Source organism: Acinetobacter sp. WC-323 (assembly GCF_000314615.1).
Lineage (GTDB): Bacteria > Pseudomonadota > Gammaproteobacteria > Pseudomonadales > Moraxellaceae > Acinetobacter > Acinetobacter courvalinii.
On the sequence record NZ_AMZS01000058.1, the window covers coordinates 27,539 to 46,985 of the forward strand.

Consider the following 19,447-nt stretch of genomic DNA (forward strand, 5'->3'; position numbering starts at 1 on the left):
AAATTAAAAAATAATAAGCTTTCTTTTGGTCCACTCCTATGAACAGTCAAACAAAAACAACCGCTATGACACCTCATGTTGATGTACAACGGCTACATGATTTGCTTGAGCAGCAAAAAGCAGCTTACCAACGCCATCCTGTGCCAAGCGCCAAAGAACGTCTTGATCGCTTAGCCCGACTTAAAAATATCCTGGTAAAATATCAAGATCAATTTGCTAACGCAATTAATCAGGATTACGGCAACCGTGCCGTGATGGAAACCAAGATTGGCGAAGTTCTGACTTGTCTGGAACATATCAAATATTACAGCAAGAACCTAACCGAATGGATGAAACCGTCCAAACGCCATATCAGCATGTTACACCAACCAGCGAAAGGCTGGGTAGAATATCAACCTTTAGGTGTAGTCGGCATTATTGCACCATGGAACTATCCTCTGCTCCTTTCACTGGGTCCACTGATCTGTGCCTTGGCAGCGGGTAACCATGCCATGATCAAAATCTCGAGTGCATCCTCACACTTTGGTTATGTACTGGAAAATGCCCTTTCAGAAGCATTTCCGCAGGAACTGGTGGCTGTGGTAAATGGTGGTGGGGTTATTTCAGATGCATTCAGCCATCTGGCTTTTGACAAAATGATTTTTACCGGTTCAACCTCGGTAGGTAAAACTGTCATGGCTGCGGCGGCAGAGAATCTTGTCCCCGTGATTTTAGAATTAGGTGGCAAATCCCCTGCGCTGGTGCATTCCGCCATGAACATTCGTGATGTGGCACAGCGGATTGCGGTTGGTAAACTCTGGAATGCGGGCCAAACCTGTGTTGCCCCTGATTATATGTTCCTGCCTAAGGGCAAAACGGCCGAGTTTACCAAGCACTATAATGACTTTGTCACCACCATGTATCCAAGCTTGCGTGATAATAACGACTATACCTCTATTATCAATGACAAGCAGTACAACCGCCTGCAAGGTTATCTGGAAGATGCCCGTGAACAAGGCGCCAATATTGTTGAGCTCAATGCCAAGAATGAGTCTCTGACCGAGGTTCGTAAAATTGCACCGACCCTATTAAACGGTGTGACCACAGAAATGGAGATTATGAAGAACGAGATCTTTGGTCCAATTCTTCCTATTCTGGAATACGAGCATATTGACGAAGCCCTACAGTTTATTAATAGTCGCCCTCGCCCACTGGCTTTCTATTACTTCGATACAGATAGTGCCCGTGCCGATTATGTCGCAGGCCGCACGCATTCAGGACACTTCGGGATTAACCAGACCCTGACCCACGTGGCTCAAGATGACTTGCCATTTGGCGGCATTGGCGCATCGGGCATGGGCAAATATCATGGCAAAGAAGGTTTCTTTAGCTTCTCACATGAACGCTCAATGATGTCGAATCCGGTCAGCCCTAAACTTTACAGTTTAAAATTCATTCTGCCACCGTATAATAAAGCGACACACAAACTGCTTTTAAAAACACTATTTCGTTAAGCTGGTTAAGGCATGATCTATCACACCAGATCATGTCTTGTTTTTACCAAATTCGCTTGTCTTTTAATCGTATTTTTGGTATAAAACGCCCCTTGAATGATTTCATCCGTTTACTTGAATGGCTAGTTGCACGAAATTGTGCTGTATAAACTAGCAATGGAGTTCACCATGTCTAAGGTTTGCCAAGTTACCGGCAAGCGTCCTATCGTTGGTAACAACGTGTCGCACGCAAACAACAAAACCAAACGCCGGTTCGAGCCGAACCTGCACCACCACCGTTTTTGGTTAGAAAGCGAAAAGCGTTTTGTACGTCTTCGTTTAACCACTAAAGGTATGCGTATTATTGATAAATTGGGTATTGAGAAAGTTGTTGCTGATCTCCGTGCTCAAGGTCAAAAGATCTAAGGAGTCTGAACAATGCGTGATAAGATTCGCCTCGTTTCTACAGCTGGTACAGGTTATTTCTATACCACTACTAAGAACAAACGTACTATGCCGGAAAAAATGGAAATCAAAAAATTTGATCCAAAAATCCGTCAACACGTCATCTTCAAAGAAGCTAAAATTAAATAATTTTAGTTCTTTAAAAAAACGGCTTCTTTTGAAGTCGTTTTTTTTGCCTGAAAAACGCGGTATAACTAAAAAAACACATGAATAAATCTCTTACATAATTTTTTTTGATAATTAAAAAAATTATCATCAACAAATTCGATTTTAGTTGTTACAATTTATTCGCTGTTTTCTTGGCATGTTTTATGCTCATTTATTTCTACCTTAACCGCAACGATTAAGGAGCTCCGATGCCACATGATGTTGATTTAATTATATTACTTGCTGTCGGTTTTGGTATGGCCCTCATTTTTGGCTATATCGCAGCACGTCTACGCCTCCCCCCTTTAATCGGCTATCTTGTTGCCGGTATTATTATTAGTCCAAATACGCCCGGTGTTGTGGGTGATATCCAGCTCGCCAATCAACTGGCCGAACTCGGGGTCATGTTCCTGATGTTCGGTGTGGGGATGCATTTCTCCCTCAAAGATTTATTACAGGTTCGACGTATTGCCTTACCGGGTGCGATTTTACAAATCGCCGTGGCAACCTTACTCGGCGTTGCGGTGTCCATGTATTGGGGCTGGAGCTTCGGTTCAGCGTTGATCTTCGGTTTAAGCTTGTCCTGTGCCAGTACCGTGGTCTTACTCAAGGCGCTAGGAGATCGTGGCCTGCTCGATTCGGTGAATGGAAAAATTGCCGTCGGCTGGCTTCTGGTCGAAGACCTAGTGATGGTGTTAGCACTGGTACTTCTCCCTGCAACGGCGGTATTGCTAGGCGGACAAGCCCTTTCTGGTACCGATACTTCACAAAGCATCTGGGTCACGATCGGGATCACCCTGCTAAAAGTGACGGGCTTTATTGCCTTCATGCTGATTATTGGTAAACGTCTTGTGCCGATGATCATGCAATTTGTGGCACGTCTAGGCTCCCGTGAACTATTTACCCTGACTGTAGTAGCAGCTGCGGTCTCCATTGCTTATGGTTCATATGCGGTATTTGGTGTATCCATGGCATTGGGCGCATTCTTTGCCGGGATGGTGGTTAAAGAATCGGACTTTAGTCATCGTGCCGAAGAAGAAACCCTGCCTCTCCGTGAAATCTTCTCGATTTTATTCTTCGTTTCCGTGGGTATGTTATTCGATCCAAGTATCTTGGTCGAAGCCCCATTAAAGATTTTAGCGGTGGTTGCCATCATTATGGTGGGTAAAACCTTGGCTGCAATGGCTTTGGTGCTGTTCTTCCGCTACCCGATTAATACTGCTTTAACGGTAGGTGCAAGTCTGGCCCAGATTGGGGAATTCTCCTTCATTCTGGCAACACTGGGTTTATCACTCGGTTTACTGACACCGGATGCACAAAACCTGATTCTTGCAGGCGCATTATTCTCAATTACGCTGAACTCATTTGTGTTCTCTGCCATCGAACCCGTACAGCGCTGGATTCGTGAGCGCTCGCATTTGGCACGCTTACTGGAACGTAGTGGTGACCCACTGGCGATGCTTCCGGATGAGGTTGATCAGGCTTACCTGCGCGATCAGGTGGTAATTATCGGCTATGGGGGGGTGGGTCGTCGTATTAGTGAAAATCTGATGCAGCAAAACATCAAAGTGGTGATTGCAGAAGAAAACCGGGAAATTGTTGAAAAACTACGTGCCCAAGGCAGAGCAGCGGTCAGCGGTGAAGCCACCGAACCGAATGTCTTGATTCAGGCACACATTCAGCATGCACGCCTGTTAGTGATCTCACCGATGGATATTCTGGATATTCATCGTATCGTGGATATTTCTAAACAGCTTAATCCTGAAATTCAGGTCCTGATCTGTGCAGAAAGTAAAGAAGAAGCAGTGATTATCCGTGAGGAAAATATTGGGGAAGTATTCTATGCCAAAGAGGAAATGGCCAAGAATATGAGCCATCATATCCTCAATCAGATTGAACTCGCGCATCAGACCGAAGCCCATTAACAAACTGCTTTAAACGAAAAAGCGTACCTTGAGTACGCTTTTTTATTTTTCAGGATTAGCTGAAATGGCTAGGTTGCTCATCCAGCACTTCGGCTTGCCACTGATTCATCTGCTTTTCCAGCAATCCGAACAAGGCTGCCTGAATCATGTGTTGCGCGACCGCTGGCGTCTGGTCTCCGAGGATGGCTTTCACCTCATCGCTAAACTGGATTTTGACCAAAGGCTCATTTTCAGAACCCGCATTGCGCAAAGCAAGCTCACCACCTTCGAGTTGAACCAATTCAAGAATTGCTTCCTGATTACCAAATAATTCTTTTAACTGTTGCATTGACATAAATTTTCTCCATGTTTCAACATGGTGGCAAAGTATTTGGCACTTTGCGCTCTCACGTCTTATTTATATAAGTGCTGAGGGAATAGATTTCAAGTCGTCTTAAAGTTTCGACTTAGAACTCCACCATTTCATTACGAAAACCATCAATTAAGTGACTTAATTCACGATGCCATTCACGTAAGATTTTGGCATCGGGCAACCATGCCTGTGGGCTTTGCGTCACCTTGATAATCAAATTAGAAGAGGTTTCATTTTCAGGTTCTGGTGCAGAGGGCTCGGGTGCATACTGACACATCCGATAGGCACGTTTCAATTCAGCCACAAAACCATCTTTAGCCAGTTGTTGTAATACCTGAATCTCTGGAGAGACCTGCCCTTTATCTGCCATATGTTCTTCAATCGACTTAAAGGTCGGCTGCAAGTCATTCAGGCGATAATAACGCACCAGTTCTTGCAAAAATGCCAATATTGCCCCATGCAAATGGAAAACAGCAGCTTCACGATAAGCCTGTGCTTGTTGAATATGTTCTGTTTGCTCAGCTTGTTGACATGCGAGACGGGCGAAATACAGTTTCTGATTGGTACGATCTGCATGATAACGAGCAACACGGGACATAATATTTTTCCTTCAAAATCCTTCCACTTGGATAGCTTAAGATTAAATGCTTTAATGATAAAATCAATATCTTTTGAGCCCGCTCATGCGTCATATTCAACAAGCCATCCTGAGCTTAATATACTGTATGGCGATTTCAATGAGTTATAGCTGTGAACCTGCCGGTTTGGACTGGGAAAAGCTCTATGCCGATTACGATCTCAACCGAGATCAAATGATTGATCAAAATGAATGGACAAAACTCATTGACCTAAAAGATCAACCTGTTTCCTGGCAAAAACAATTTTTCCCGCTCGACCGTAAACGCATAAAGATTTTTAAAGCACTCGATCAGGATCATAATGGCTTAATCGACCAACAAGAAATCACCAATATCTATGGCTATTTTATCAACCCTTGTCAGGGTTGGGGACAAACATGGGGTAAATAAGGCGAAGACAAGTTACTCGATGCCCACCTCGAGCAGATAAAGTTTTCGCTGAGCCATGACTTGAATGGGTTGGTCGAATGGACGGACATTCGCAATCATCCAAGCGAAATAGCCTTCAGCCCAATATGATGCGCAAGCAGCTTCAACTTCATCCACTCGCCATGCATGAACGGCTTCTATATCGACTAAGGCAACGGTCAAATCAGCTTCTTCATCACCATCCTGCAACAGAAAGTTTTGATTCTCGACAATTACTACATCTTTTAAAGGCAATACCTCAGGATGCCATGAGCGAACTTCCAAGGTTTTCTGACCTTACACAATTCGCCCGGCATTTGGAGCAACAACCGATAAAGCGGTATATTGCTTTAACATACAGAATTAAGCTTGATCTTCCGCAATTTTCACACGGATGCCGTAGCCTTTTACTTTCAAGGTGTTTAAGCCTTTTACCGCTTTAATCGCTTCACGCGGATTTGGCATCTCTACAAATCCAAAGCCTTTCGATTTTCCTGTTTCAGCATCTTTGACCACCACACACGACTCGACTTTGCCATAGGCTTTAAATAAGTCGAGCACTTCTGCTTCGGTCACGCTACGATCTAAATTACGAACTAAAATTTTCATGCTAAAACCTAAAACATGATTCACCCTCAAATCGGTGAATCAAAAGAAATTGAATCTGCCTAGTTTAATCGAAATCAATGCCAAAACCTAAATTGATTGCAGCGCTAAGAGAACGATTGCTTTGGCCATAGCCACGTGGAATATCCCGGTGAATCTGGACATCAACTAAATGTTGAGGTAAATCATTGAGAAAATAACTTTCTATTTTGCGACCGAGCTCATCATATTGATCATGTGCCCATAGATTTAAATTCTGTTTTGTCAAAATGAGTTCATTCTCGGCACGCGTTAAGGCCACATACAACACTCGACGCTCTTCTTCCACATCGTCAAAATCGCCCTGTGCCCGTGCATGCGGATACTGCGTTGGCGAAACATGCGGTACATAACAGACTTTTTGCTCGGCACCTTTAGCCGAATGGATGGTAATCAATGTTACCAAGTCCTGATCTGGGGTTTTATCAATTTCCGAGACCGAAATTGGATCGAGTACATATTCCTCCAGAAACTCCCCAAGCGAACTGTGCTTACGTGCCAGTTGCTTGACCAAGTCAAAATCTTTGACACGGCGGGTCCAATCTTTGGTTTTATAGTTATTTTCCAGTTGTTCATTCAAGGCATCCAGCGCCAGCCCAATACAGGCTTCGACATGTTGCTGCAACACATCCAGCTGCATCAGGATCAGAATGGCTTGTTGCGGCACTTTGCCATGACGCTCTAAACGCTGGCAACGCGCCTCAATATCAGGCAGCTGGATCAGTTCCTGAGCCAGCTTGCTGGCACCAATATCACCGACACCATCCCAGAGCGTCAGGAAGCGCATCCATGCCAGATCGTCCTGCGGATTGACACTAACACGGAGTAGACTCAGCACATCCTTCACATGTGCCGATTCCAGCAGTTTCACCCCACCAATAAAACGGTAGGGAATATTGGCGGCAATCAAGGCTCCTTCCAGATAACGTCCACTAAAACCCGAACGCAACAGCACCATATGCTCTGCCCATGCAGCTCCCTGCATATGCCGGCGATTTAAATCCTGAATAATCCAGTTGGCTTCTTCAAACTCATTGCTCAGGATATGCAACTGAGGCTTTAGGCCCTTACCGCGATAGGCTTGCAAATGTTTGCCATACTCAATCGGACTTTGCGCCAGTAACCAGTTGGATAAGTCCAGAATACCCTGCGTGGAACGATAATTCATTTCCAGCGTCAGCACTTGGGCATCAGGGACACGTTCCTTAAAATGATGGATATTTTCAAAATCTGCCCCACGAAAGCCATAAATCGATTGTGCATCATCGCCGACACAAAACAGTTTGACCTTACCGACTAAGGGTTGCAGCAACGCCCATTGCAACGGATTGGTGTCCTGCATTTCATCGACCAGTAGTGCTGAACAGAAGCCGGTAACCCATTGCACCAATTCAGCTGAGTTTTGCAAATGCACGGCCACAATCGACAAGATGTCATCATAATCAAGAAAATTACGTTCTTGCTTACGTTGTTCATAGGCTTGCATCAGTTCCGCAATTTGCGCCTTGTACTCCACTGCTTGCGGTAACTGTTCTAATAAGGCATCTGAAAGTTTGGTCTTGGTATTACGGGCATATGAATACAGATCACATAATTCAGCCGCTTTTGGCAATACATTGCCCTTATCCTTGCCGCGCAGTAAACGGAACATCAGCAACTGATCATCACGATCAATAATGCTGAACTGGGTCAGTCCAAAAGCGCGCGGATTACGACGTAACAAATACATGCAAAAGGTATGGAAGGTGGATGCACGCAAACCTTTGGCCTGTGCACCCATATGCTGCTCGACACGGGTGACAATTTCACTTGCAGCCCGACGGGTAAAGGTCAGAATCTGGATCTGCTGTGCAGGCAAACCCTGATCAATTAAATATGCCGATCTCGCCACAATGGTCTTGGTTTTACCACATCCCGCTCCTGCCAAAACCAGACAATTTTGTGCAGTCGTGGTGGCAGCCTGTTTCTGTTGTGGATTCAGTTCATCAATTAGCTTGGCAAGCGTCATATAATCGGTCAGTTACAAACGAATCGATATTTTAACAGACTAAAGCCATGCAAATGTTTCTCGCTACAAAACAAAAAGGGCGTGCAAAAGGCACGCCCTACAATTTTAGCGAATGAGTTAGGCGGTGGTTGAGCTATGCGGCAACTGTTTGATCGCTCCCGCAAAGGTCAGGTAATTAATTCCCTGGAATAAAATATCAATTGCCAAGAACATTCCCAACACCCAGAAAGGTGAATCCGGTGATGAAAGGATTAAAATCCCGGTAAGTAAGGTTAATATGCCTGAAAACAGCACCCAGCCCCAACCAGAAACCGGTCTCAGGATAAATGCATTCACAGTGCGTATAATCCCCGCAATAATCAGGGCAATTGCCAAAAAGCTGGTGAGCACCACCGCAGTGATCACCGGTGTGGTAAAGGCAAAATAACCTGCCACCAAGTACAGCACACCAAATAAAGCCCACAACCAGCGCGTACCGCCTTTAAAGACGGTAAATGCGGCAATAAAATGCAAAATGCCGCCCAGCATCATCAAGACACCAAATAAAAGTACCGCAGACAAGGTGGCGAATGGTAGCGCAGCTAAAAGAACCAAGCCAAAAATAACCAGTAACACGCCCAATAACAGATACCATTTACGATCAGCGTGGAGCTGATTGCGAATCAGATCGTTACCCACTGTTTTCATCATTATTTACTCTTTTATCTTCAATGTTATATGTCTATATTGGGCCTGTTCGACACAAAATTCTGTATAAGGCATGTTGAAAATTAATGATGGAATGTCAGAAAACTTGGGTTTTATTTCATATTTTTGAGTGTTCTGTTGAATGCTATGGATAAATCTAAACTTATCCACAATTTACTTGATCCAACCCACTTCCCTGGCCGTTAAAATACTGATGACTGTTTCATTCAGGTCATTGGGCATTTTACTTTTATGTTCGGACAAGGGAATTCTTCCTCCCATAATTTCAGCTTCAGTTTGTGGATATAAAGGCTGCTGATCGGCTTGGGCATAGCCAATCGGGAAAATCGGTTCGCCATTATTCAGATTATATTTATCTGTCGCGCCGAAGCCATGCAGTAACTCATGTACCAACACCACATTGTTCTGTGCAGCCTGTTTGGGTGAAGCAAATAAATTGACCGAACCAATCCGTCCACGCTCCAGTGCAGTTGAATGCTTCAATTCCCTGCTCTGCTTCGGATCGTAGAAATTCAGATATAAGGTCAAACTCGGAGAGCCATCTCCCGATTGATGCTGTTTCCATGCATAGAATCTAAACTTTAGGCTCCATAGAATATTATTTAAGATACTCGGCTGTTCAGACATCTTTGGTGGTGTTTGTTGCAGTTCCCGCCCAATCTGAATCATGAAATAGCTGCTTTGCCCGCGATACTGCTGGCTATTTTTCTCTAAATACTGTTTCACCTCAGCAAAGTCATCTTGCTGTAATTGTTGAATATACTGTTGTGTGGTCTCTAAACCATCAGCATTAATCGGATGCAATAAAATATGAATCGGTTGATTCCAGTCCTGATTCTGATCACGATAGGCATTTACAGCGACCACCAGCAACACGACCAGCAAGATCGCGACCCGAATATTTTTCCACATAGACTTTCCCCAATAAAAATATCGTTGTTGTTTTTCTTGATGCGATAAAAAATGCTAGCAAGTGCTAGCATTTTTTTAAATCTGAATGTTTAAGCTTCAACCCATTTTCCGTCTTGGAACACCAGACTCCACTTGGTTTGTTTGCCTTCTGCCGTTTCAGAACCTACGTATTGTGACTGGTTCTTACGACTAAATTTCACCACGGTTGGATTGCCTTCAGGATCAACATCTGGCGCTTGCAGCAGGAATTGATACTTCGGATCAAGCTGTTCCGCAACGCTACGTAACTCAGCCACTTTCGGGGCACGTGTTTCGCGAATTTTCGGGAATTTACTTGCAGCCAGGAATAAACCAGCCGCGCCATCACGCAATACAAAGAAATCATCATGCTTGGTTGAGCGCAAGTGTTCCATTTTGATCGGATCAACACGTGGAGGTGCTGGCTGACCACTCTTCAAGACCTTACGGGTATTGTCACAGCTTGAGCAGGCAAAATACGGACCAAAACGGCCAGTTTTCAACTGCATTTCACCATCACATTTATCACATGGAATGGTTGGGCCATCATAGCCCTTGATCTTGAATTCACCTTCTTCGACTTCGTAGCCATCACAATCCGGGTTATTACCACAGACATGTAATTTACGCCCCCCGTCAACCACATAGCTGTCCATCGCCGTACCGCATTTAGGACAACGATGTTTCGACATCAAGTCAGCGGTTTCAGCACCATCATCATCCGACAATGCAGCTAAAGACTCAACTGGTGTTAAATTCAGTGTACCCTTACAACGCTCTTTTGGTGGCAGGTTATAACCTGAACATCCCAGGAATACGCCTGTTGTTCCGGTACGTACCTGCATCGGGCGCGCACATTCAGGACATGGTACATCTGGCACTTCAACCGGCTGGTTACGGCGCATGCCGCTTTCGCCTTGTGCATTGGTCAAACGCTTTTTAAAGTCACCGTAGAAAGTGTCTAACAGCTCTTTCCAGTTACGCTCACCTGTCGCTACACGGTCAAGCTGACCTTCTAAATCTGCGGTGAAAGCATAGTTCATCAGGTTATTAAAACTTTCATCCAGACGATCCGTCACAATCTCACCCATCTTCTCGGCAAAGAGACGACGGTTTTCCAGTTTGACATAACCACGTTCTTGAATCGTTGAGATAATCGCCGCATAGGTCGATGGACGGCCAATGCCTTTTTTCTCAAGTTCTTTTACTAAAGATGCTTCGGTAAAACGTGCAGGTGGTTTGGTAAAGTGCTGGCTTGGATCAAGCTTTTCTAACTTGAGCACTTCGCCTACTTTTACGGCTGGCAGCAGAACATCATCATCTGATTTGTTGGCACCACGAACACGGATAAAACCATCAAAGACTAAAGTACGGCCTTTTGCCTTTAACTCAACATTTGCCGCTTCAACCGTCAGAGTCGAAGATAAATATTCTGCTGGTGTCATTTGACAAGCGACAAACTGACGCCAGATCAAATCATATAAACGCTGAGCATCACGCTCGACACCCGCAAGTTTGTCACCCGTCAATCCGACATCGGATGGACGAATCGCTTCATGGGCTTCTTGCGCACCTGCTTTATTGCCATAACGGTTTGGCTTGGCCGGCACATATTTTTCACCAAAATTTTGCTGAATATGATTACGCACCATATTCACCGCGTCATCACTCAAGAAGGTTGAGTCGGTACGCATATAGGTAATAAAACCACCTTCATACAAACGCTGTGCCAGCATCATGGTTTTCTTCACCGAGAAACCTAGACGGGTACTTGCTGCTTGCTGGAGGGTTGAGGTGATATACGGTGCACTTGGATTGACCTTGGTCGGTTTATCTTCGCGTAATGCCACCTTATATTCGGCATCTTTTAATACGTTCAATAACGCATCGGTTTCGGCTTTATTCTTGAGTTTAAGCGTCTTACCTGCTTGTTTCACCGCTTCCAGACGAATGTCATCTTTCTTCGACAAGGTATCTGCAAACACCTGCCAGTATTCTTCCGGGATAAAGGCACGGATTTCACGTTCACGCTCGACCACCAGTTTGACTGCAACCGATTGTACACGGCCTGCCGATAAGCCACGGGCAATCTTTTCCCACAGCAATGGCGACACCATAAAGCCCACCACACGGTCAAGGAAACGACGTGCCTGCTGTGCATTAACACGGTTTAAATCGAGGCGTGTTGGCTGTTTAAAAGCTTCCTGAATGGCATTTTTGGTAATCTCGTTAAAGACCACACGATGGTAACGACTGTCATCGCCACCAATCACTTCTCTTAAATGCCAGGCAATCGCTTCCCCTTCTCTATCCAAATCCGTTGCGAGATAGATTGCATCGGCATCTTTGGCAAGTTTTTTCAGTTCGGCAACCACATGTTCTTTGCCGGGCAGCACTTCATAATGTGCAATCCAGTCATGTTCCGGATCAACACCCATACGGTTAATCAGCGCAGATTGGGCTTTTTCCGCTTTTTGCTGTTCAGTCAGCTTGACACGCGTTGCCGGCTTCTTTTCGCTAGACTTCGCTCCGCCGCCTGTCGGTAAATCACGGACATGACCGACCGATGACTTCACCACAAACTGTGAGCCTAAATATTTATTAATTGTTTTCGCTTTTGCAGGCGACTCCACAATCACTAAGGCACGTTTCTTTGCAGCAGACGCGGAAGCTGCTGTGCTTTCTGAAGCAGAGCGTGGAGTTTTCGCCATAATAAATCGTTTTTCCTGTGTTCAATCAATAAATTAGCGTTGAGCCAATTCATGTAAATAAGTTTTTATCTGTTCAAGCTGTGTGGCTTTTAAGTCAGTTTCTTCATCCCAATATAGCCCAACACAGTTTGCCTGCATATCAATAGCATAAACTCCTTTTAATGCAATGGTTAAATCATTAAATTTCTGATCACCTTGCACGACCTGAAGCTTGCCATCCACCACTCTTGCACGCATAAGCGGCAGGCGGGCATCTGGAATCAGGACACTATAATAAGCCACCATGCTGGCACGCTTTTCTGATGCCATTGGAATTTTCGTCCATTCTGGTGCGGCGATTAAACGTGGATGCAAGCCCATTTTTCGTGCCTGATCGCGCATCATGCCCAATGCTTTTTCTCGGGGACTGACACGTAAGCCAAAAATCGAGCCAAGTACAAACAGTACAATCGCAACTGTGATCCAAATTCCAATATTACTCATAAAGTTGCCCAAAATGTCCTTTTATTAGCGTTACATAACTTGAATCCAAAAGGCAAGCTTTCCTTACAGTCGACTTTCAAGGCTTTGATTTATCATTCAAACTTGAAGAGATCGCAGTTATCTAACCTTATTTTTCTAAAGTTTAAAATATGATGAATGCCAGAAATACACAATAAATACATCTCTGATTCTTGAATCTCTATTCAACAGGTATTTTATGATGGCAAATCGCTTAATAATGCGGCGGTTTATCACTCATCGGATCAAAAGGCGCAATCCCGTCCGATAAATCCGATGATTCAACCCGACGATATAACAGTTGCATCTGTTTTTTTAGATCGGCTATTTCTTGGGTCTGAAGTGCCAGTTGTTGATTCAATTGTTCAACTAAATCATCTAAAAATGCAATTCGGACTTGCAAATCTTCAATGGGTGCGGAAAATGACGCGTGATCATCAAAATTTTGTGGTTTAGTCATTTCAGACCTCATCTGAACTTTTAGGAAACATTATGGCCTATATTACTTTAAGGGATGTCCATCTCGCATTTGGCGGACCTGCCTTACTCGACGGCGCGAACTTTAACCTGGAACGTGGCGAACGAGTCTGTTTAATTGGTCGTAATGGCGAAGGTAAGTCTACTTTATTAAAACTGATTGAGGGAAGCCTGTTACCGGATAACGGCGAAGTTTCCATTCAAAACGGTTTAACTGTTTCAATGTTAGCCCAAGACGTCCCGATGGACTCGGGTAAAGTTGCAGATATCGTGGCCGAGGGTGCTGGCGAAGCTGCCAATGTTTTAAAAGAATATCATGAAGCCAGCGATGCCTGCGTACTGGGCGATATGGAAGCCTGTGACCGTATGGGCATGCTGCAGCACAAACTCGATCAGCTCGATGGCTGGGCGCTCGAAAACAAGGTCAACTCGATTCTCAGTAAAATGGGACTTGATCCGAATGCTGACTTGGCAGATTTATCTGGCGGACGTAAACGTCGCGTACTGTTGGCGCGCGCTTTACTGACTCAACCCGATGTTCTGTTACTGGACGAACCCACTAACCATCTCGATGTTGAAAGTATCGAATGGCTCGAAAAATTCTTACTGGATCAGAATAACCTGACCCTACTATTTATCTCGCATGACCGTTCATTTGTTGACAGTATCGCGACCCGTATTGTCGAGCTGGATCGTGGTATTTTGCGGAGCTACGAAGGGAACTACTCACGTTATCTCGACCTCAAAGCACAGCAAATGGAAGCAGAAGAAAAGCAGAATGCTCTATTCGATAAAAAGTTAGCTGAAGAAGAAGCCTGGATTCGTCAAGGTATTAAAGCACGTCGTACCCGTAACGAAGGGCGTGTTCGTGCCTTGAAAGACTTGCGTGAACAGTCTAAGGCACGTCGTTCACAACAAGGCAAGGTCAGCATGGCAACCCAGGAAGCCAATCGCTCTGGTAAGCTGGTGTTTGAAATTGAAAACCTGAGTGTGAGTTACGACAGCAAAGCCCTGATTAAAGATTTCTCTGCCATCGTGTTGCGTGGCGACCGGATCGGTCTGGTCGGTGACAACGGTGTCGGTAAAACCACCTTAATCAAAGCCATTCTGGGTGAAATCGAGCATGGCGGTTCAGTCAAGACCGGTACCCAACTTGAAATCGCCTATTTTGACCAATTACGTAATGCACTCGATCTGGAAAAGACCGTGATGGCTAACGTTTCAGAAGGCTCAGACTTTGTCGATGTGAATGGTAACCGCCGTCATATCTATAGCTATTTACAAGACTTCCTGTTCTCTCCAGAACGTGCCCGCACCCCTGTTAAAGCGCTTTCTGGTGGTGAACGCAACCGTATTCTCCTCGCAAAATTGTTACTCAAGCCATCCAACCTGATTGTGATGGATGAGCCAACCAATGACCTGGATATGGTGACGCTTGAGTTGCTGGAAGAAATGTTATCGGAATACAAAGGTACCTTGCTGCTGATCTCGCATGACCGTGCCTTTATGGATAACGTTGTGACCTCAACCTGGGTATTTGATGGCAAAGGTAATATTGATGAATATATCGGTGGCTATCAGGACTATCTAGAACAACGTCCAGACCAGAAAGTCGTTGATCAGAAAAGTGATGTAAAAAAAGCACAAGCCAAAGCTGAAGCGGCTGCCGCAGCTGCAAACGCTACTGCACCGAAGAAAGTAAAACTCAGCTATAAAGATCAGCGTGCGCTTGAACAGTTGCCTGCTGAAATTGAAGCATTGGAGACTGAACAAGCCACCTTATCAGAGAAACTGGCGGATGGTTCATGGTTTGTCAGTGATACCAATGCAGCGACTCAAGCCAGCCAGCGTCTCGCAGAAATTGACGAGTTATTGCTAGAAAAGCTGGAACGTTGGGATGAGCTGGAAAATCTCAGCAAAGGCAATTAAATAACCAGTGAGCATCTATCTGTTCGGGATGGATGCTCTATTTAAAATCAAATCGAAGATTAAATCTTAAGATTCTCTTTTAATGACTGATAAATATTAAAATTCTCATCATCAAAGCAGACAAAAATGACATCTGTTATAAACTGACTCTGTTTTAATTGTTCAGCAATTGTTTTTAACGCAATTTGAGCAGCCAGCTGTTTAGGAAAACGATAAATTCCTGTAGAAATATTCGGAAATGCCATACTTTGTAGTTGCAAATTTTCAGCCAGTTTAAAACTATTCCGATACGCATTTTCCAGCAATAACGCTTCATCGTGCTGGCCATCGACCCAAGTGGGTCCAACGGTATGAATGACATATTTTGCAGGCAAATTTCCGGCAGTGGTTATAACCGCCTCACCAACCGCACAACTACCCTGTTTTGCCCGTATTTTTTGACATTGCGCTAAAATTTCGGCGCCGCCTTTTCGATGAATTGCACCATCTACACCACCGCCACCAAGCAATGAAGTATTCGCTGCATTTACAATCGCATCTACGGCAATCTGAGTAATATCTCCCTGGATGATGTTTATCGTTTTCACCCTGATCTCCTGATCGAAATAATGATTGGCCTATCGATAAAAGCATGCGCTTTATCTTTTAGATTTAAAAGTGTAGAGACAATTTGATCTAAGCTTCAATTCGCAACAGGTAAATTCTTGTAGAGCATGAACTCACTCAAAACCAAGCGAGCTATTATCATCGCGTTGCAGAATAAAGAAATAAGGCTGGGGCTGCTGTTTCATATCCATCCAGCCCAATACGGTATTCTCATCTATTTTTCGAAACACATCGTGTATCGGCTTTTCATCATAAATCATCGTGGCCGATATTTTCCCTCGAAACTCAGTCATTCTTAAACGGGCCTTACTGTCTTTGGTTTTTAGAAGTTTCAAGCCACCAGCCAGAGACTTGGCATTTTTTTTCAAGAATTTAAAATCCAGATTTAAAGGCAGCCACTTTGGATCAATGAAAAATAACGCTGTTTTTTTGGTATTCAGCAACACTAGGGGATAGACCGTTTCCTGATCTATCAATAATTTTCCATACCAGTTTGCCTGCGCTAACAGACCATTCATTGGATGCCCAGTGATGACCTCATATCCTTTCCAGCGACCATACATAAATGCACAGTCTATTTCCTCTAGCTGATCATAAAACTCGATCATTTGCTGAGCGTCGACTTTCTTTCCTTGTGATATTTCCTGAATATTCATCATCCTTCACCTTTTTTTGTTGTATGGGGCTTAATCTTAATTAAGTCAGGTATGAGCTCATTGTATTACAGCAGTACAACAAGCAAAAAACTCTCATTCATTTTCCGTCGAGTAGCAGCCGAACCAAAGCGTGTGGGCATATTCTCAGGCGCACTTCATGTTACACTGCTCCAAAATTCAACATTATTTACTCTACTAAGTTTATGAGTCAAAAGCAGTCTTATATTCCTGGCGAATTTCAATGGGAATTTCTATTACCCAAGTATTGGAAAATCTGGATCGCCATTTTTTTCCTTATGTTATTGGCCATTCTCCCTTGGGCAATCCAGTGGCGCTTGGCCCATGGCTTAGCAGGCTTATTCTGGCATCTGCTCAAGTCGCGCCGAAAAACCACGCTTCGCAATCTGGAACTGTGTTTTCCAGAATGGTCGCCTGCGGAAGTCGAAACTCAGGCCAAGCAGGTTTTTGTTGATATGATGCTGGGAGTGTTTGAAACCCTGAATGCCTGGTACTGCCCGCAATGGTTTAAGGGCCGTCATAGCATTGAAGGTTTAGAACATATCACTGAAGCAAAGGCTCAAGGCAAAGGCATCCTGTTATTGGGTACGCACAGTACCTTGCTTGATGCCGGCGGTTATATCTGTGCCCAGTATTTTGAGCCGGATGTGGTGTATCGACCACAAAACAATCCTATGCTGGATATGCTGATTTATCGTTGCCGTGCCACTATTTATCAGCACCAGATCGATCATGATGATATGCGCGGCTTGATCCGTCGCCTTAAAGACGGTGGCGCCATCTGGTATAGCCCGGATCAGGATTTCGGTTTAAAACAAGGTGTCATGGCCCCTTTCTTTGGTGTCCCCGCAGCAACGGTCACGGCACATCGCCGTTTACTCAAAATTTCAAAAGCGGTGGCAATTCCGCTGTATTTTTATCGCTACGGCGATGTCCGTAATCCACAATATAAAGTCCTGATTGAACCGATTGTGGACAATATGCCAAGCGAAGATGAAGTGGGTGATGCGATTCGGGTCAATCAGATTATTGAAGCTCAATTACGTATCGCACCGACGCAATGGATGTGGTTCCACCGCCGTTTTAAAACCAGAGCCGAAGGCTACGAAAAAATTTACTAAGCAACAAAGAGCCGATCCATATACATGAATCGGCTCTTTCTTTAATAAAACAACAAGACTTAATTCGGGAAAATCACGCCTGAACTTAAATCGTAATAGGTTGGGGTGTTACTATAAACCGAGCCTAATTTCACATTGATAAACCAGCCAAGATTACCCTGATCTTGTAATCGGTTTTGTACCTCGCTCGCAAGATCCAGTTTATAAATTGCATCTTCGTTAAAGACCTTGGATTCAATATTGCTTGTGCTGCTGCTATCACGTTCAAATAAATAGCCTTTGGTGTTAAAGAATGCAATTGCATTATCCTTATCAATCAGGTGATAGCCTTCCGCGGCCTGCTGTTTGAGTAACAGGTCTAGCTTGGTTGGATTGTCATCATAGAATCCTGCTTCCGTTTTTGGCATTTCAAAATAGCGATAACTATAAGTACCGTTATGAGTACTGCTGTTTACACAGGTGGGTACATAAAACGTGCCATTGGTTGTACCGTTATAGGTAAAGGTACTGCCCGCATAAATTAACTTACAGCCCTGAGCCCCGAGCTGGTTAAATACGGCCAGAATATTAGCGCGGCTGGTATCGGTCAAGAAGCGGTTGTCATAACTATAAGTTGCTGGTTTTTTATCATTTTTAACAAATAAATATTTATAAGTATAGCTTGGTGACTCACCCAATGATGACTTATACGCGAAGCCTGCAACGCCTTGTTTTTTAATTTCGGCTAACCAGAACAGATAAACATTGGCTACTACATTGGTGGTGACATCAGCGATTTTATAACTATAGCTATCGGTCGAAGCATTATTTTTAATATATAAATTTTTAGGTTCAGGGAAATCACTATTGGGCTTTTTTACATCCAGAGAGTGACTGACTAAGGCAAAGCCCTGACGCCCCTGCTCATTGGCTTGCGTCAGGAAATTCTCGAGAGAGCTCTGGTTGTCTAATAGGCGATAGCTTGCGGTGGCTTTTTTTACAGTCGGTTTAAATAAGCTATAGCCCTCAACATTGGTACGGGTATAGCAGGTTACGGTCCTCGATGGATCAATAGCATCCATAATGGACTGTACTTCTTGCACCGTGATTGTGCCATTTTGAAATTCACACATTGCATCTGCTTTAAAACCATAGCTATAAATCGATCCATTCGGCCTAAACTTATCACTGTTTTTTGCTCGGTTCATGGTCGTCGTACCACTACTTTGTGTAGCCGCAATCTCGGTAAGCAAGGCATCCTCATTGGCAACCACATAGTTCTTAATCACAGCCCCAGTACAATCTTCTTTTTCAAACTGACGTTTTTCAGTGGTAAAGCGAACACTATTATCTGAAGTTTTATACACGGTTAAATTTGTTCGTGCACCGTTATGGCAAAGGCCGCCTAGCCAAGAACCAACAAAGCGGTCAGCCACGACTGGGGTCGGTGTAGGCGTTGGTGTTGGAGTCGGTGTTGGAGTTGGTGTCGGCGTTGGGGTTGGAGTCGGAGTCGGTGTAGGCGTTGGGGTTGGAGTCGGTGTAGGCGTTGGGGTTGGAGTCGGTGTAGGTGTTGAATCGGAATCATGATCCGAGCCACAGCCGACTAGTACTGCACAAGTCATGCTCAGTGCGAATTGTGTCCATATATTTTTCATTATTTTACCCTCTGTGTGATTTTTTCACATATTTATAGATGTGAAAATTTAACACTTTTTTGCTTGAGTGCAAATATATTTGTGCGTAAATTAATA

The 19,447-nt window shown here is 44.2% G+C and carries 19 protein-coding genes and 1 pseudogene; 7 read left to right on the top strand and 13 right to left on the bottom strand.

The features are described from left to right. Positions 1-38: 38 nt before the first annotated feature. The 4 genes from ACINWC323_RS05585 to ACINWC323_RS05570 all read left to right on the top strand — a co-directional run bounded on the left by ACINWC323_RS05585 (position 39) and on the right by ACINWC323_RS05570 (position 4,009). Positions 39-1,493, top strand: a complete 1,455-nt coding sequence (locus tag ACINWC323_RS05585; protein ID WP_032881631.1) for a coniferyl aldehyde dehydrogenase — start codon at positions 39-41, stop codon at positions 1,491-1,493. 168 nt (positions 1,494-1,661) lie between these two features. After that, positions 1,662-1,898, top strand: coding sequence for a 50S ribosomal protein L28 (gene rpmB, locus ACINWC323_RS05580; protein ID WP_004649871.1), 237 nt, complete (start codon positions 1,662-1,664; stop codon positions 1,896-1,898). Positions 1,899-1,910: 12 nt separating this feature from the next. Next, positions 1,911-2,066, top strand: coding sequence for a 50S ribosomal protein L33 (gene rpmG, locus ACINWC323_RS05575; protein WP_003654787.1), 156 nt, complete (start codon positions 1,911-1,913; stop codon positions 2,064-2,066). A 227-nt stretch (positions 2,067-2,293) separates the two neighbouring features. Next, positions 2,294-4,009: a cation:proton antiporter gene (locus ACINWC323_RS05570; RefSeq protein WP_009514135.1), complete on the top strand. Its 1,716-nt coding sequence runs from the start codon at positions 2,294-2,296 to the stop codon at positions 4,007-4,009. 55 nt (positions 4,010-4,064) lie between these two features. Here ACINWC323_RS05570 and ACINWC323_RS05565 read toward each other — a convergent pair whose 3' ends face one another. Together ACINWC323_RS05565 and ACINWC323_RS05560 are read right to left on the bottom strand one after the other, a co-directional pair. Beyond that, positions 4,065-4,343: a hypothetical protein gene (locus ACINWC323_RS05565; RefSeq protein ID WP_005226660.1), complete on the bottom strand. Its 279-nt coding sequence runs from the start codon at positions 4,341-4,343 to the stop codon at positions 4,065-4,067. Positions 4,344-4,455: 112 nt separating this feature from the next. Then, on the bottom strand, positions 4,456-4,959 hold the full coding sequence (locus ACINWC323_RS05560) for a DUF6586 family protein (protein WP_005280620.1): 504 nt from the start codon (positions 4,957-4,959) through the stop codon (positions 4,456-4,458). An 85-nt stretch (positions 4,960-5,044) separates the two neighbouring features. On the opposite strand from ACINWC323_RS05560, the gene ACINWC323_RS05555 reads away from it, so the two are divergent. Next, positions 5,045-5,389: an EF-hand domain-containing protein gene (locus ACINWC323_RS05555; RefSeq protein WP_009514136.1), complete on the top strand. Its 345-nt coding sequence runs from the start codon at positions 5,045-5,047 to the stop codon at positions 5,387-5,389. 12 nt (positions 5,390-5,401) lie between these two features. Here ACINWC323_RS05555 and ACINWC323_RS0119275 read toward each other — a convergent pair. From ACINWC323_RS0119275 to ACINWC323_RS05520, 8 genes and pseudogenes are all read right to left on the bottom strand, one after another. After that, a pseudogene (locus ACINWC323_RS0119275) lies at positions 5,402-5,764 on the bottom strand (ASCH domain-containing protein). 6 nt (positions 5,765-5,770) lie between these two features. Next, positions 5,771-6,016, bottom strand: coding sequence for an RNA recognition motif domain-containing protein (locus tag ACINWC323_RS05550; RefSeq protein ID WP_009514340.1), 246 nt, complete (start codon positions 6,014-6,016; stop codon positions 5,771-5,773). A gap of 64 nt (positions 6,017-6,080) precedes the next feature. After that, a complete protein-coding gene (locus tag ACINWC323_RS05545) occupies positions 6,081-8,060 on the bottom strand; it encodes an ATP-dependent helicase (protein ID WP_009514332.1) in 1,980 nt (659 codons plus the stop codon). 117 nt (positions 8,061-8,177) lie between these two features. Beyond that, positions 8,178-8,750, bottom strand: coding sequence for an HdeD family acid-resistance protein (locus ACINWC323_RS05540; protein ID WP_009514147.1), 573 nt, complete (start codon positions 8,748-8,750; stop codon positions 8,178-8,180). Between the two features lie 171 nt (positions 8,751-8,921). Then, positions 8,922-9,680, bottom strand: a complete 759-nt coding sequence (locus tag ACINWC323_RS05535; RefSeq protein WP_009514329.1) for a hypothetical protein — start codon at positions 9,678-9,680, stop codon at positions 8,922-8,924. An 89-nt stretch (positions 9,681-9,769) separates the two neighbouring features. Continuing rightward, positions 9,770-12,409 carry a type I DNA topoisomerase gene (gene topA / locus ACINWC323_RS05530; RefSeq protein WP_009514124.1) on the bottom strand — a complete coding sequence of 880 codons (2,640 nt, stop codon included), beginning with the start codon at positions 12,407-12,409 and terminating at the stop codon, positions 9,770-9,772. Between the two features lie 33 nt (positions 12,410-12,442). Beyond that, the gene (locus ACINWC323_RS05525; protein WP_004774271.1) at positions 12,443-12,892 is read right to left on the bottom strand and encodes a hypothetical protein; all 450 of its coding nucleotides are present in this window, start codon (positions 12,890-12,892) and stop codon (positions 12,443-12,445) included. Positions 12,893-13,124: 232 nt separating this feature from the next. After that, on the bottom strand, positions 13,125-13,370 hold the full coding sequence (locus ACINWC323_RS05520; RefSeq protein WP_005280646.1) for a SlyX family protein: 246 nt from the start codon (positions 13,368-13,370) through the stop codon (positions 13,125-13,127). Between the two features lie 32 nt (positions 13,371-13,402). On the opposite strand from ACINWC323_RS05520, the gene ACINWC323_RS05515 reads away from it, so the two are divergent. After that, complete coding sequence (locus ACINWC323_RS05515) at positions 13,403-15,316, top strand: ATP-binding cassette domain-containing protein (protein WP_009514131.1); 1,914 nt, start codon at positions 13,403-13,405, stop codon at positions 15,314-15,316. Positions 15,317-15,375: 59 nt separating this feature from the next. Here the strand turns inward: ACINWC323_RS05515 and ACINWC323_RS05510 are convergent, their stop codons facing one another. Together ACINWC323_RS05510 and ACINWC323_RS05505 are read right to left on the bottom strand one after the other, a co-directional pair. Beyond that, complete coding sequence (locus ACINWC323_RS05510) at positions 15,376-15,903, bottom strand: O-acetyl-ADP-ribose deacetylase (RefSeq protein WP_009514280.1); 528 nt, start codon at positions 15,901-15,903, stop codon at positions 15,376-15,378. Positions 15,904-16,035: 132 nt separating this feature from the next. Beyond that, on the bottom strand, positions 16,036-16,578 hold the full coding sequence (locus ACINWC323_RS05505) for a DUF4334 domain-containing protein (protein ID WP_009514300.1): 543 nt from the start codon (positions 16,576-16,578) through the stop codon (positions 16,036-16,038). A gap of 203 nt (positions 16,579-16,781) precedes the next feature. On the opposite strand from ACINWC323_RS05505, the gene ACINWC323_RS05500 reads away from it, so the two are divergent. Beyond that, complete coding sequence (locus tag ACINWC323_RS05500; RefSeq protein ID WP_009514208.1) at positions 16,782-17,717, top strand: LpxL/LpxP family acyltransferase; 936 nt, start codon at positions 16,782-16,784, stop codon at positions 17,715-17,717. A gap of 59 nt (positions 17,718-17,776) precedes the next feature. Here ACINWC323_RS05500 and ACINWC323_RS05495 read toward each other — a convergent pair whose 3' ends face one another. Continuing rightward, positions 17,777-19,351: a PT dipeptide repeat lipoprotein gene (locus ACINWC323_RS05495; protein WP_009514205.1), complete on the bottom strand. Its 1,575-nt coding sequence runs from the start codon at positions 19,349-19,351 to the stop codon at positions 17,777-17,779. Between the last annotated feature and the right edge of the window lie 96 nt (positions 19,352-19,447).